Below are 15,005 nucleotides of genomic sequence, written 5' to 3'. Positions count from 1 at the left end.
GAGCGTACAAACCTTGGAAAAACAGTATTTTACTACAGGTGAATTTGCAAAACTATGTGGTATTTCTAAGCAGACATTGATTTTTTATGATAAAATAGGTATTTTTTCACCCGAATACAAAGATAGAAACAATTATAGATATTATTCAGTATATCAGTACGATACATTAGATATATTACAGTCATTAAGAGAAATAGGAATGAGTTTAGAAGAGATAAAAGAATATATAAAAAATAGAAGCCCTCAACTTTGTGTAGAAATGCTTAAAGAAGAAGAAAAAAAGATAAGAGAGAAAATAAAAAAATTAAAACAAATAAGTTCTAAAATACAAAACAGGATAAATACTACAGTTGAAGGTATTTCTAAGATAGATAATGAAGAAATCTATATATCCAATAGATGTGAAGAATACTTAGTATTATCAAGTGATTTGAGTAGTATAAATGATGGTAATTTTATGATGGAATTAATTGATTTTACAAATTACTGTAAGTCAAAAAATCTGTATCAGGGGTATGAATTAGGAGCAATAGTAAGTAATGAAAATATAAAAAACGGAGACTATTTAAGTATATCAAGTTTTTATTTAAAAATAGATAAAAAAATAAAAGATAAAAAGCTATATATAAAGCCAGAAGGAATGTATGGGTGTATAAAGCATATTGGAAGATATGAAGACTCTTATAAGTCCTATGAAAAATTAAAAAAATATATATATGATAATAACTATAAAATTATTGGTAATTCATATGAAGAAAGTATACTTGACTTTTTTTGTGAAAGCAATGAAGAAAATTATATGACTGAGATTTCAATTCAAATATCTATATAAGAATTAAAAATTAAAATAGAGGTATATTTAAGTAATAAGTAATTTTACTTATCACTTGAATATACCTCTATTTTAATAATAAAGTATATGAATTTTTAAATAATACTTATAGGATAAAGTTTAATGTTAACTAAATACTAAGTTATACAAATAAATTATAAACAAAAGTTGTTAAAAAACAAACAACAAAAGCAAGTACAGTAGGCATTAAAAATCCTAAGGCAGTCCATTTTAAACTTCCAGTTTCTCTTTTTATAGTCAAAAGTGTTGTTGCACAAGGCCAATGAAGTAAGCTAAATAACATAACATTTAAAGCTGTTAAATAAGTCCAGCCATGTTCTCTAAGAACTTGACCTAGAGCGCTAAAGCTATCTAATTCTATCATAGAACCAGTTGCTAGATAAGCCATTAAAAGTATAGGTATAACTATCTCATTTGCTGGAAATCCAAGAATAAAAGCCATTAATATGAAGCCATCTAGACCAATTAGTTTAGCTAAAGGGTCTAAAAAGTTTGCAACATGTGATAATATGCTCAAATCTCCTATATAGATATTTGCAAATATCCAAGTTATGACACCAGCAGGTATAGCTACCATTATAGCTCTTCCTAAAACAAATATTGTTCTATCTATTATAGAAGTATATAAAGTTCTACCTATTTGAGGAACTCTATAAGGAGGAAGTTCTAATGTAAATGTAGAAGGAACTCCTTTTAATAATGTTTTGGAAAGAGTATAAGAGACCAACAGTGTTATTATAACTCCTAAAATTATTAATAATGTTATACAAAATGCAGTTGCTATACTAGATACAAAAGAGCTAGTTATAACAGAGCTAAAAAATATTGTAGATATGGCTATTAAAGTAGGAAAACGACCATTACAAGGTACAAAGTTATTTGTAAGTATAGCAATAAGTCTTTCTCTTGGAGAGTCAATTATTCTACAACCAATAACTCCAGCAGCATTACATCCAAATCCCATACACATAGTCAGGCACTGTTTACCATGAGCACATGCTTTTTTAAATAGATGGTCTAAGTTAAATGCAACTCTTGGCAAATATCCAAAATCCTCAAGTAATGTGAATAATGGGAAAAAGATTGCCATAGGAGGTAACATTACAGAGATTACCCATGCTAAAGTCCTATATAATCCCAACACTAACATATCATTTAACCATGATGGACAATTAATGCTGTTTAATATATTTGAAATACTTGGCTCAAATCCAAGTAATAAATTAGATAGTAAAGTGGATGGATAGTTAGCACCTTCTATAGTAATCCACAGTATAGTACCTAATAATAAGAGCATTATTGGCAATCCAAATATTTTAGATGTTAATATTTTATCTACTTTTTCCTCTCTATCTGTTGATTTTTTAGCATTATTAGAACAACACTTATCACTTAACTTTTTAGCATAATCATAATTGATTTTAGTAAATTCATCTCTAGTCTTCTGTTTGTTTATATCATTTGGAATTTTTTTCTTTACTTCATTAATAGCATCTATAGAATCTTTATCTATATAATTACTCATAGATTCAAAAATACTTTCATCGCCATCAATAAGTCTAAGACCCAACCACCTAGAATTTATATTTGGCATGATATCATCTAACTCTGATTGAATTGATTTTACTGTGTTTTCTATATTTTCGCTGTATTTTACTGGCTTATTATTAAATTTATATCTATCAAAAGATACATCGTTTAAAGTCTCTAATAGCTCATCCATACCAGAACCATTTCTTGCAGCAGTTAAAACAACTGGAATTCCAAGAGATTCCTCTAAGAAATCTTTATTAATATTAATACCTTTTTTTCTAGCTTCATCTATCAAATTTATACACAAAATGACTTTATCTGTGAGTTCCATTACTTGAAAAACTAAATTTAAATTTCTTTCAAGACATGTAGCATCACATACTACAATTACTGCATCTGGATTACCAAAACATATAAAATCACGAGCTACCACTTCTTCTTGTGACAAAGCAAATAGAGAATATGTTCCTGGTAAATCTATTAATGCATATTCTGTATTTTGATATTTAAAATTACCACGAGCTGTAGCTACAGTTTTTCCTGGCCAATTTCCAGTGTGTTGTCTAAGTCCAGTAAGATGATTAAACACAGTACTTTTGCCTGTATTTGGATTACCAGCTAGTGCAATTACAAACTGGTCTTCCTTGTTATCTATATCAAACATGTCTTTTAAAGAACTCATTTTAGTTGAGTTGTGTGTTAAACCCATATTAATATCCTCCTGATATAAAATTTTAAATGTCAGAAACTAATATTAGTCTACTTTCTTCTTGTCGTAGAGCTATCTTGCTACCTCTGATGTTGTAGACAGTTAAATTATTTTTTGGTCCTTTTCTAACTACATTTATAACAGCTCCTCTAGTAAGACCAAGTGCCAACATTCTCTCTCTTAAATTACCACTAGATAATATATCTTCAACTTTAACAGTTTTTTTCACTTGAATATCATTAAGGTTTTTCATAGTAGCACCTCCATGCATGAAATTTAGCCTGAGCTAATCTTCTTATTCTAAACTATGCATTACATTATTACCTTGTTACTTTTCGCAAAAAAAAGATAGGCAATATGCCTATCACAAAGTTGGGTATAATTCTTACTTTTGGGGAAAGTAGAATATAGAATAAAAATTAACATTTTAAATCTATATAATTATTGAATTTTGATAATAAAAAAGTCAGAAAGCGCAAAAGCCTTCTGACTTATATAAGGTATTTTCAAATACCTAGATATCAATTCAATATTTAATTTATGATTTAATTATATATTAACAATGTTAGCTTGTCAACACTATAATCTCATTTTAATATGTTCAATACCTGCTTCATCATATACTTCTGAAATTTCTTTAAAACCACAAGATAAGTAAAGATTTTTTATGTAAGCTTGTGCTGATAAGGTTATGTTATTTTCATGCAAATTAACTTTTACAAAGTCTATAGCACAGTCCATCATTTGCTTTGATAGCCCTTTTTTTCTATGAGTAGAAAGAACTAAAACCCTACCAATAGAAACATCATTATAAGAACTATATTCTTTAGGAATTATTCTGGCATAAGCACAAATCAATTCATTGTCTTCTAAAAATATATGATAAGAGTTTTTGTCTATATCATCGTAATCATTTAATGAAAATATTTTTTGTTCACACGCAAATACTTCATATCTTGATTTGGCTATTTCGTAAAATTCATTTAAACTCAAATCATTAAAGTGTTTTATTTTAAACATAATAATTACCTCCTAAGTATATTAAAAACTTAATATTAAGATATATTATACCATTTTATAATTTTTAACAGAAATACTTTTATTAAAATATGTATGTGTTAAAAATATTTTAAAAAAGTGTTATACTGTATTAAAAATAAAATATTAGTTAGAAAAATTATAGTTTGTGGAGGAGTTGTTTTGGATACTACTAAAAAATTAACTGAAGCGGCTTTATTGTCGTCTTTATTTATAGTAATAACAATTATAGCTGTAGGTACTGGATTTGGATATGCCATTTATTTAGATTTTATAGTGCCAATATTTTTTTGTATAATATGTTTAAAGTGTGATTTAAAGTATACTGTTTTATCTGGAATTACATCACTTTTAATAATTTCCTTGGTGCTTGGAAATTTGGGAACTGCTATTTGGGCAAGTCAGAGTGTATTACTTGGTATAATATGTGGTTGTTTGATAACTAAATCATCAACAGTTATGGATGATTTAGTATATGGTTCAATGCTTGGAGTCATTATAATGGTTTTTATTGATATATATGCTTCAGCACTAATAGGATACAGTTTTATGAGCGAATTTCAGGGATACAGCAAATTGATTTATTTTCATGGATATACAGATTTTATTTATTACTTAATGATAGCACTATTTCCTTTTGGAATGGTTTTTTGTATATATATTTTAAGTTTAGTTATAGGACATAAATTACATATTTTAAGTTCTAATTCTTTAAAAAAGTTTTTAGTATTTAAAAATTTTAGACTTTTAAATCAATTTTTATGTTGTTCAAAGAAAGTTTTTTATATGTGTGTCTTTTATTTAACTATCTTTGAAATTACAAATATATTGAATATTAAAACTGAGTTAGTTTATTTAAAAACAAGTTTTATATCAATTGGGTATTTGTGTACGTATTTTGTCATTAGAGATTCTTGTATGTCACTGCAAAATTTTATAATAACTAAATTTAGAAAAGTAGCATATGCTAGAATTTCTTTCTTGATAGTAGTTATATCTTTATTTCTAATGTTTAAGATAACTGTTATTGGATTAATAATTATAAATGCATTTTTAAATAAGAAAATGAATGTAAGATTGACTCAAATTAATATTGTCAACAAACAAATAAATATTTTAATTGAAAAATAAACTTTATGCATTGGTAAAAAATATAAAAAAATAGTATAATGTAAAAAAACATGTATATAATAATAAAAAAGGTTGACAAAATGTAAAAATAATAATATATTATGAGTAAGTTAAGAAAAACTTCTTGTAATTGATGAAATAATCTGAATATATAAATGCTGTGAAGAGAAGAAGTAGAGCTGAATTTTATTTAACAGAGAGTTCCAGTTTGGTGAAATGGAATAAATTGATTTAGTTTGAATACATCTTGGAGCAATGTCTCTGAAAGATAACAACCACTAAGAGATATCGGAATAGTACACGTTATAGTATATGAGTAAATAAATTATACTCTATAGAGATTAATATCGTGAGATATTGATGAACTAAGGTGGTAACACGTAAGCAATGCTTTCGTCCTTTTAATAGGATGAGAGCTTTTTTTATTATAAAAATAAAAATCATAGATTATATAAATATTTTAGGAGGTATGAAAATGAAATCGATAGACGAGCAAATACGAATAATTATGAAAGGTGTAGACGATTTAATAGACGAAAAAGAGTTAAGAGAAAAGCTTATCAAATCAGAAAAAGAAGGAAAACCTATGATAGTAAAATTGGGGTTAGATCCAAGTGCTCCAGACATACATTTAGGTCATACAGTAGTTCTTAGAAAAATGAAACAACTACAAGACTTAGGTCATCAAATAGTAATTATAATTGGAGATTTTACAGGTAAAATTGGAGACCCAACTGGAAAATCTAAAGCTAGAAAAGCTTTAACAACAGAGCAAGTTCTTGAAAATGCAAAAACTTATGAAGAACAAATTTTTAAGGTTTTAGATAAAGAAAAAACTATTGTAAGATTTAATAGTGAATGGTTAGCTAAATTAAACTTTGAAGATGTAATAAAATTAGCTGCAACTATTACTGTTGCGAGAATGTTAGAAAGAGAAGATTTCAAGAAGAGATATGAAGGACAAATGCCAATATCAGTGCATGAATTTTTCTATCCATTGATGCAAGCATATGATTCAATAGCATTAGAAGCGGATATAGAGCTTGGTGGAACTGACCAAAGATTTAACTTATTAATGGGAAGATCATTACAAAGAGAATTTGGTATGGAATCTCAAATAGTAATAATGATGCCTTTAATAGAAGGATTAGATGGAAAAGAAAAAATGAGTAAGAGTTTAGGTAACTATATTGGAATAGATGAAGAAGCTGGAATAATGTACCAAAAATCTATGGAAATTCCTGATGAACTTATAATTAAATACTATAATTTAGTAACTGATGTTCATCCTGATGAAGTTAATAAAATTGAAACTCAGTTAAAAGATGGTTCAGTAAATCCAAGAGATATAAAAATGAATCTAGCGAGAGAAATAGTAACTTTATACCATGGAGAAGAAGCTGCTAAAGAAGCTGAGGAAAGATTTAAATCTGTATTCCAAAAAGGTCAAATACCTGAAGATATACAAACAATTCAAGTTAAACAAGAAGAATTTGATTTAATTGAAGTATTAGTTTCTAATGAGCTTGTTAAAAGTAAGAGTGAAGTTAGAAGACTAGCATCTCAAGGTGGAGTAAAAGTAAATGGTGAAAAAGTGGAAGATTTAAGTACAGTTGCTAAAGAAAGCGAACTTGTTGTTCAAATAGGAAAGAAAAAATTTGTAAAAATAGAGTTAGTAAAATAGAGTAAAATAAAGGCAAGTTTATTGATTATATAAAAGTACAATCAATGAACTTGCTTTTTTGTTATATTAAGGTTTTAAATTGGTAACCATTATCTTTAAAATATGTTATAATTTGGTCTAGTGCATTTACTGTTTCTTGCTTTCCATAAGTATCATGCATTAAAAGTACAACCATTTCTTTACCTTCAGAAGATTTCTTTGCATGTTCAAATAACTCTTGAGCATTTTTCTTTTTACCTTCTGCATCAGCATTTAGAGCATTCCAGTCGATTGATGCCATATTTTTTTCTTTTAAGTAGTTGCCCAAAGGTTCCATATTTTTCCATGACATATACCCACCTGGGCATCTAACTACATGTGATGAAAAATTCTTTCCTAGAACTTTCTTCATGGCTTCATCTGTTTTATTAAGCTCATTTACAAATGTATCAAGATTTAGGCTTCTGCCAGGATATAGTTTTTTGTAGTCATGAGAATATGAGTGATGAGCTATTGCATTTCCCTCATCAAATGTTCTTTTTAAAATTTCGTTGGCACCTTTTCTTTCAAGAGAATCTCCCTTAATAAAGAAAGTTCCTTTAACATCGTGTCTTTTTAAGATATCTAGAACTTGTGGAGTATTAGTAGTAGATGGTCCATCATCAAATGTAAGGAATACTATTTTTTCTCCATTATTTGAATAGTCGTATTTGTTAAGCTTATCCCAAACTAATTTTGCGTCATATCCATATTCTTTTGCAGCTTCTTTTTTTGCACCAATGATAGGTTCATTTTTTTCTTTTTCAATTCTTTCTTTTTCTAATTTTTCAGCTTTAAGCTTTTCTTGAGTTTCTTTAATTTCTCTTTTCTTGGACATATCCGCCCATGCCATAGAAAAAATACCAATAACTATTACGACAATTATAGTAAGTGCCATAGTTTTCTTTTTTCTTTTTTTTACCATGATTTCAACATTCCCCCTTTTTGTCGAATTGTATCAAAAATATATTATAATTATATCGAAGAAAGTAGAAAAAGTAAACCGACAAAGTTGTAACTAAAATAACTAAAGTGTAACTTATACAACATTATTTGCATAATATTAAAGTATCCTAGATACTGAAATTATCTATAAAAAAATTTAATATAAGTAAAAAAAATATAAAAAAGGTAAAAATTTATTAAAAAGGTGTTTACAAAAAATGATTAATATATTAATGTTAAATAGTGGATATAAATCTAGATTTAAAATACTGAAAAAATTTACTATAACTATATAAATTTATAGTAATGCTTATAGAAAAACTCTCTTGCTGTTTAGGGGGTTTATAATTTTGCAAAAAAATAAAAAGGAGGGGGCTTTATTGAAAAAATACTTTGGAGAAATAGGACTAATATTTATAGCAATTATATGGGGAAGTGGCTTTGTAGCAACCCAATTTGCACTAGATGGTGGGCTTACACCTCTACAAATAATAACTATAAGATTTTTCTTGGCAGCTGTAATTATGAATTTATTGTTTTTTAAACAAATTCGTGCCAATATGGGAAAGAATTTATTAAAAGCAGGAGGGCTTTTAGGAATATTTTTATTTCTAGCCTTTACAGTACAAACCATTGGACTTATGTACACTACACCATCTAAAAATGCATTTATAACAGCAGCAAATGTTGTAATAGTTCCATTCATAGGATTTATACTTTATAGAAGAAAACTTGATAAAATAGGATTAATAAGTAGTTTAGTAGCCCTTGTAGGTATAGGTATACTTTCTTTAGAGGCTGATTTATCTATTAATTTTGGAGATTTATTAACGCTTATATGTTCATTTGGATTTGCATTTCATATATTCTTTACTAGTGAATTTGCTAAAGATAACAATCCAATGGCATTAACAGCTATTCAATTTACTGTAGCATTTTTACTGTCTTTAGTAGTTCAGACATTTGCAGGACAGTTGAAAATGGAAGCTGAATTGTCTGGATATATGGGAACTATATATTTAGCTATATTTAGTACTTCAATAGGATTTTTATTCCAAACTATATGTCAAAAGAGAGTTGATGGAACTAGAACAGCCATAATACTATCTACTGAAGCTGTATTTGGAACTATATTTTCTATAATAATTCTAAAAGAAGCTATTACAGCCAAATTAGTTATTGGTAGTATATTGATATTTGGTGCAATTATAACAGCAGAAACTAAATTATCATTTTTAAAAAGTAAAAAAGTAAAACTTAAAGAGTCAAAAGATTCTTCACTAGAAAGTATTTAAAGAGACAATTGTTTCCTAATTAATCAAATAAAGTATATATTATGTAGAAATTTGACATCAAAACTTAGTTGATACCGATGTTTCAAAGTGATAAAATTAATTAGGAAATAAATTTTATTTTTAGTGTTTAAACTATAATACAGGGGGTATATATATTCTTGTAGCAAGTTATTAAACTTTAAAAATAAAAATTTAATTAATATAAAATTGGGAGGAAATTAATTATGAAAAAATTTGTTTGTACAGTATGTGGATATATACATGAAGGAGATGCTGCACCAGCACAATGTCCAGTATGTAAAGTTGGAGCTGATAAATTCGAAGAAATGAAAGGTGAAATGGTTTGGGCTGACGAACATAGAATAGGAGTAGCTCAAGGTGTGGATGCAGAAATAATCGAAGGATTAAGAGCTAACTTTACTGGTGAATGTACAGAAGTAGGAATGTATTTAGCAATGAGTAGACAAGCTGATAGAGAAGGATACCCAGAAGTAGCAGAAGCATATAAGAGAATAGCTTTTGAAGAAGCAGAACATGCTGCTAAATTTGCAGAACTTCTTGGAGAAGTTGTAGTTGCAGATACAAAAGAAAACTTAAGAGTTAGAGTTGACGCTGAATATGGTGCAACTGATGGAAAATTAAAATTAGCTAAGAGAGCTAAAGAATTAGGATTAGATGCTATACATGACACAGTACATGAAATGTGTAAAGATGAAGCTAGACATGGTAAAGCATTCTTAGGATTATTAAATAGATATTTTGGAAAATAATAATTAAAAATATAGATTAAAAGGAGAAACTTTGGTTTCTCCTTTTTTAAATTATACAAAAAATATAAACAAATCTTTGTAATAAAAGGGTGAAGATAATATGAAATCAGTATCTGTTAGAAGTTGCAAGAATTATGAGTATGAAAATGTAAGATTTTCTATTGAAAAAATTTTAGATGACATTGGAGGACTTAACAAGTTTGTAAAAAAAGGAAGTAAAGTACTTGTAAAACCAAATCTATTGATGAAAAAAAAGCCTGAAGAAGCTACAACTACCCATCCTATGGTAGTAAGGGTTGTATGTGAAAAGCTTTTAGAATTAAATTGTGACATAGTAATAGCAGATAGTCCTGGTGGACCATATAATCAAGGTTCTCTTAAAGGTATATATAAGACATCTGGAATTGAAGAGGTAGCAAATGATTTAGGTATCAAATTGAATTATGATGTTTCAGATGTTAAGATACACAGTGAAAAAGCACATGCTCTTAAATATATGGACATTATCAAACCAGTAATAGATGCTGATTATGTAATAAATCTTTGTAAATTAAAAACACATGTAATGGCAACTTTTACTGGTGGCACAAAAAACTTATATGGATGTATAGCTGGATTAAAAAAAGCAGAAATACATTATAGATTTCCTACAGAGGAATTATTTTGCGAAAATGTACTTTTAGATATTTGTGATTATGTAAATCCAACACTGACAATTATGGATGGAATCGTAGGGATGGAAGGGGATGGACCTTCAGCAGGAAATCCTAAAGAAATAGGTGTTTTATTAGCATCACAAAATCCATATGCTATAGATGTTGTTGCATGTAAGATTATAGGTTTGCTTCCAAACAAAGTTGCTACAATTAGAGGAGCTATTAAAAGAGAGTATATAAAAGAAGACTTTTCAGATATTGAGATTGTAGGAGAAGATATAAAGGATTTAATTATAAAAGATTATAAGGTACCAAATGTAAGTAAAGATTTAAGGCTATTTTCTGTAAAATTGCCAAAATTTTTAAATGAACCTATTTCAAAACTTATAACACCAAAGCCAGTGGTTAGATTTAAAGACTGCATAAAATGTGGAAAGTGCAAGGAAGCTTGTCCTGCAAATACCATAGAGATGGGGAATAAAGGTGCTCTTATAGATTTAAATAAATGTATAAGATGTTACTGTTGTCATGAACTTTGTCCTAAAAAGGCTATTGATGTCAAACGTAATTTTGTATTTAAGTATGTAAAATAATGTATAATATTATATGAGTCTATATAAATGTAAATTATAAAGGAGAAATAGTATGATTTTAATTAAAAATGGTAGAGTGATAGACCCTAAAAGTCAAAGAGATGAGAAAATAGATTTAATTATAAAAGAAAATAAAATCTATAAAATAGGTAATTTTGATGAAAATGATGAATTTGAAAAAATAATAGATGCTAGTGGGAATATAGTTGCACCAGGATTAGTAGATGTACATGTACATTTTAGAGACCCAGGATTTACATATAAAGAAGATATAGATAGTGGAGCTAAATCTGCAGCTAGAGGGGGATTTACAACAGTTATATGTATGGCAAATACTGACCCAATTGTAGATAATGAAGATACTTTTAACTATGTAAAGGAAAAAGCAAAAAATGCATGTATAAATGTTTTACAAGCAGCAGCCATAACGAAAGGTTTTGAAGGTAAAGAGTTAGTGGATATGGAAAATCTTAAAATGGCTGGAGTTCCAGGATTTACTGATGACGGATTGCCTTTAATGGATAGCAGTTTAATTATGGAAGCAATGATTAAGGCAAAGGAGTTAGATGTACCACTTAGCTTTCATGAAGAAGACCCTTCTTTAGTTGGAAATCCTGGCGTAAATGCAGGAAAGATAGCTTCAGAGCTTAGTCTAAAAGGTGCATCAAATGTAGCAGAAGATGTAATGGTTGCTAGAGATTGTATGTTAGCACTAAAAACTGGTGCTAAGATTGATATACAACATATAAGTTCTGGTGTTTCTGTTGATATGGTTAGATTTGCAAAATATCTTGGAGCAAACGTAGTTGCAGAAGCTTCACCACATCACTTTACACTGACTGAGGAAGATGTGTTAGAGTTTGGAACAAATGCAAAAATGAATCCACCTTTAAGAACTAAGTGGGATAGAGATAAGATTATAGAAGGATTAAATGATGGCACTATTGAGATAATAGCAACAGACCATGCACCTCATAGTAAAGAAGAAAAAGACAGAGAGTTTATAAAAGCTCCAAGTGGTATTATAGGGCTTGAAACTTCGTTGTCTCTTGGAATAACAAACTTAGTATATAAAAATCATCTTAGTATGATGCAGTTAATAGAAAAAATGTCTACAAATCCTGCAAAGCTATACAATTTAAATGTTGGTTTTATAGAAGAAGGAGCAGTAGCAGATATTGTTATATTTAATCCTGAAGAAGAATGGATAGTTGAAGATTTTGTTTCTAAAGCTGACAATTCACCATTTAAAGGTAAATCTTTATATGGTAAAGTTAATTATACTATATGCAATGGAGAAGTTGTATACAACGCTTAAGATTGTGTTTTAAGGGTGGTGAATACAGTGATTGAAAGCAAAAGATTATATATTAGACAAATGAATCATAGTGATTTTAAGGAAATAAGTAAAATGTTACAAAATTCAGAAGTAATGTATGCATGGGAACATACTTTTTCTGATGAAGAAGTTACAGAATGGATTGATAAAAATATACAGAGATATAATAATGATGGATATGGATATTTTATTGTTATAGATAAGTATATAGATGATGTAGTGGGACAAATAGGTCTTATAAAGCAGGACATAGGGTTGGGAATAGGTTATATAGTAAAAAAAGAATATTGGAATCAAGGTTATGCTACAGAAGGTGCCACTATATGTATAGATTATGCTATTAGAAACTTAAATGTGGATACTTTAGTAGCAGATATCAGACCTGAAAATATAGCATCTATAAATGTGGCAAAAAGACTAGGTATGAAGAAAATATCTGAGTATGATAAGATTTATAGAGGACAAGCAATGAAACATGATGTCTACCAATTAAAAGTAACAGGATTAACTACAAAAATTGTTGAAATAGTAGATTATAATCCAAATTGGAAGTAAGAGTTTGAAAAATTAAAATCTATACTAGAAAAGACTCTAGGTAATTCGATTTTGAAAATAGAACATGTTGGTAGCACATCTGTTGAAGGGCTTTCTGCAAAACCTAGATTAGATGTTGATATAATAATTGAAGACTATAGCTACTTAAATGATGTTGTCAGTAAACTAAAAAAATTAGGGTATAAACATCTAGGTAATTTAGAAGTAGAAGGAAGAGAAGCATTTTCTTATGAGACAACTAATTTCATGGAGCATAATTTATATGTATGTCCTAAAGATGGGAAAGGATATTTAGAACATATTAAATTTCGGGAGTATTTGAGACTAAATCCAGATAAGGTTAAAGAGTATTCTGACTTAAAAAAGAAGCTAGCAAAACTTTATAGGTATGATGTTAACTCTTATTGTGATAACAAAACAGATTTCATAAGAGGCATAATAGATTAGATATTAATATTAAAAATATTTAAAGCAACTAATTCATTAGTAATTGTAAAAGTAACAATAATAATTTTGAAAGTAATAATGCACTATTATATTTGATTTGAAAAAGATTAAATTCTTAATCTATCATATATAATAGTGCATTAAATATTTAAGCATATTTTAGAAAAGCAATTTAAAAATCATAACTTATTAATAGGAATACTATTTATAAATTGCCTTTATAGGGTCTAGTTTAGAGGCTTTAAAGGCTGGTATTAAACCAAATACAACTCCAGTTAATATAGTAGCTAGAATAGCATAAAGTAAGCTATTTAAGCTAGGAATTGCTTCAAATCCAATGTATTTAGAGACATAGTTAGTAGCAATAAATCCAACTATAGTTCCTAAAATTCCTCCACATACTGTTATAAAAACAGCTTCAACTAAAAATTGAAATAATATAGACCTAGGCTTTGCACCGATAGCACGTCTTATACCAATCTCTCTTTGTCTTTCCATAACTGATACATACATTATATTCATTACACCAATACCACCAACAAACATTGCAACTACAGTTATTATAGATACATATTTATTGACATTAGAATTGATACTTTCAAGATAAGCTGTTTGTTCAGTTGGGTCTGGTGTAGTATAAGAACCATTGATACCAGGGTGCATTTCATACAGTTTAGCTATAATATTGTTTGCAACTTCATTCACGTTATATCCTTTAGAACAAACTAAGTCTAACTGATAAATTTCATTGGAGTAAGAATTTTGACTCATTAGACTATCAAAAGCTTTTTTAGGTATAAGAGAAGTTACAAATTGCATATCTTGATAACCTCCCAAAAATCCTCCAGCTTGTTGTTGGTTGGAAGAATCATCCAATACTCCAATTATTTCAAATATAGTTCCATTTACATTAATACCATGGCCTAAAGCATCTTCTGGATTTTCAAAAACTTCACTTGCACTTTGCTGTGTAAGTATAATTACCTTTCTTTTTTCATCATCCAAAGAAAAATCTCTACCACAGATTAAATTTATTTTAGAATCTTTTTTTACTGGTCCAACTTCCACATAAGTCGTTTTTTTATCAAAAGATGCCTGAGAAGAATAAGTTGAATCAAGATTAAATCCATCTCTTGTAGGAGCAATTCTTTCTACTCCTTCAACAAATGATAATTCTTCTAAATCTTTTGCATTGAAAGGCTTTAAAAATATACTCATATCATCAGTAAGACCTGTGTTATCAGCTGACTCAAATGAAATAGTAGTTTTATTAGGATTAGCATTATTTACAGATTTCTTGATTTCTTTTTGAAATCCATTACCTATAGAACTAACAAGTATTACTGAAGTTATTCCTATAATAATCCAAAGTAAAGCTACAAAGACACGAAGCTTGTGCCCCTTTAAATTAGCCAAAGAATTTTTTAATAAGCCCATGA

13 protein-coding genes, 1 pseudogene and 1 other annotated feature are annotated in these 15,005 nt (G+C 28.2%); of the genes and pseudogenes, 9 read left to right on the top strand and 5 right to left on the bottom strand.

Translation table 11 applies throughout. The features are described from left to right. Positions 1 to 13: 13 nt before the first annotated feature. Complete coding sequence (locus KGF41_RS09015) at positions 14 to 832, top strand: MerR family transcriptional regulator (protein ID WP_227827372.1); 819 nt, start codon at positions 14 to 16, stop codon at positions 830 to 832. A gap of 142 nt (positions 833 to 974) precedes the next feature. On the opposite strand, the gene feoB is transcribed toward KGF41_RS09015, so the two are convergent. The 3 genes from feoB to KGF41_RS09000 form a co-directional block, all read right to left on the bottom strand. Then, positions 975 to 3,095 (bottom strand): ferrous iron transport protein B, encoded by a 2,121-nt coding sequence (feoB, locus tag KGF41_RS09010; RefSeq protein WP_227827373.1) that lies wholly within the window; start codon positions 3,093 to 3,095, stop codon positions 975 to 977. A 25-nt stretch (positions 3,096 to 3,120) separates the two neighbouring features. Further along, positions 3,121 to 3,348, bottom strand: a complete 228-nt coding sequence (locus KGF41_RS09005) for a FeoA family protein (protein ID WP_227827374.1) — start codon at positions 3,346 to 3,348, stop codon at positions 3,121 to 3,123. A gap of 326 nt (positions 3,349 to 3,674) precedes the next feature. Continuing rightward, a complete protein-coding gene (locus tag KGF41_RS09000) occupies positions 3,675 to 4,115 on the bottom strand; it encodes a GNAT family N-acetyltransferase (protein WP_227827375.1) in 441 nt (146 codons plus the stop codon). Between the two features lie 180 nt (positions 4,116 to 4,295). On the opposite strand from KGF41_RS09000, the gene KGF41_RS08995 reads away from it, so the two are divergent. Beyond that, on the top strand, positions 4,296 to 5,264 hold the full coding sequence (locus KGF41_RS08995) for a DUF2232 domain-containing protein (RefSeq protein WP_227827376.1): 969 nt from the start codon (positions 4,296 to 4,298) through the stop codon (positions 5,262 to 5,264). Positions 5,265 to 5,415: 151 nt separating this feature from the next. Further along, positions 5,416 to 5,668: a binding site (T-box leader), on the top strand. 71 nt (positions 5,669 to 5,739) lie between these two features. Next, positions 5,740 to 6,948, top strand: coding sequence for a tyrosine--tRNA ligase (gene tyrS / locus KGF41_RS08990; protein ID WP_227827377.1), 1,209 nt, complete (start codon positions 5,740 to 5,742; stop codon positions 6,946 to 6,948). Positions 6,949 to 7,009: 61 nt separating this feature from the next. On the opposite strand, the gene KGF41_RS08985 is transcribed toward tyrS, so the two are convergent. Next, the gene (locus KGF41_RS08985) at positions 7,010 to 7,891 is read right to left on the bottom strand and encodes a polysaccharide deacetylase family protein (protein ID WP_227827378.1); all 882 of its coding nucleotides are present in this window, start codon (positions 7,889 to 7,891) and stop codon (positions 7,010 to 7,012) included. A gap of 370 nt (positions 7,892 to 8,261) precedes the next feature. Between KGF41_RS08985 and KGF41_RS08980 the strand changes: the two genes are divergently transcribed. The 6 genes and pseudogenes from KGF41_RS08980 to KGF41_RS08955 all read left to right on the top strand — a co-directional run. Further along, on the top strand, positions 8,262 to 9,206 hold the full coding sequence (locus tag KGF41_RS08980; protein WP_227850653.1) for a DMT family transporter: 945 nt from the start codon (positions 8,262 to 8,264) through the stop codon (positions 9,204 to 9,206). Between the two features lie 224 nt (positions 9,207 to 9,430). Then, a complete protein-coding gene (locus KGF41_RS08975; protein ID WP_003420048.1) occupies positions 9,431 to 9,976 on the top strand; it encodes an NADH peroxidase in 546 nt (181 codons plus the stop codon). 100 nt (positions 9,977 to 10,076) lie between these two features. Further along, positions 10,077 to 11,225 carry a DUF362 domain-containing protein gene (locus tag KGF41_RS08970; protein WP_227827380.1) on the top strand — a complete coding sequence of 383 codons (1,149 nt, stop codon included), beginning with the start codon at positions 10,077 to 10,079 and terminating at the stop codon, positions 11,223 to 11,225. Positions 11,226 to 11,277: 52 nt separating this feature from the next. Next, positions 11,278 to 12,543 (top strand): dihydroorotase, encoded by a 1,266-nt coding sequence (locus tag KGF41_RS08965; RefSeq protein WP_227856587.1) that lies wholly within the window; start codon positions 11,278 to 11,280, stop codon positions 12,541 to 12,543. A 27-nt stretch (positions 12,544 to 12,570) separates the two neighbouring features. Next, on the top strand, positions 12,571 to 13,119 hold the full coding sequence (locus KGF41_RS08960) for a GNAT family N-acetyltransferase (protein WP_227856586.1): 549 nt from the start codon (positions 12,571 to 12,573) through the stop codon (positions 13,117 to 13,119). 12 nt (positions 13,120 to 13,131) lie between these two features. Further along, positions 13,132 to 13,566 (top strand): annotated as a pseudogene (locus tag KGF41_RS08955) (GrpB family protein); the annotation flags it as partial. 201 nt (positions 13,567 to 13,767) lie between these two features. On the opposite strand, the gene KGF41_RS08950 reads toward KGF41_RS08955, so the two are convergent. Next, complete coding sequence (locus KGF41_RS08950) at positions 13,768 to 15,003, bottom strand: ABC transporter permease (protein ID WP_227850655.1); 1,236 nt, start codon at positions 15,001 to 15,003, stop codon at positions 13,768 to 13,770. Positions 15,004 to 15,005 lie beyond the last annotated feature (2 nt).

Origin of the sequence: Clostridioides sp. ZZV14-6150, from assembly GCF_020657875.1 — a bacterium.
Lineage (GTDB): Bacteria > Bacillota > Clostridia > Peptostreptococcales > Peptostreptococcaceae > Clostridioides.
The sequence above is the reverse complement of the archived record's forward strand: the minus strand, read 5'-3'. Positions and strand labels throughout refer to the sequence as shown.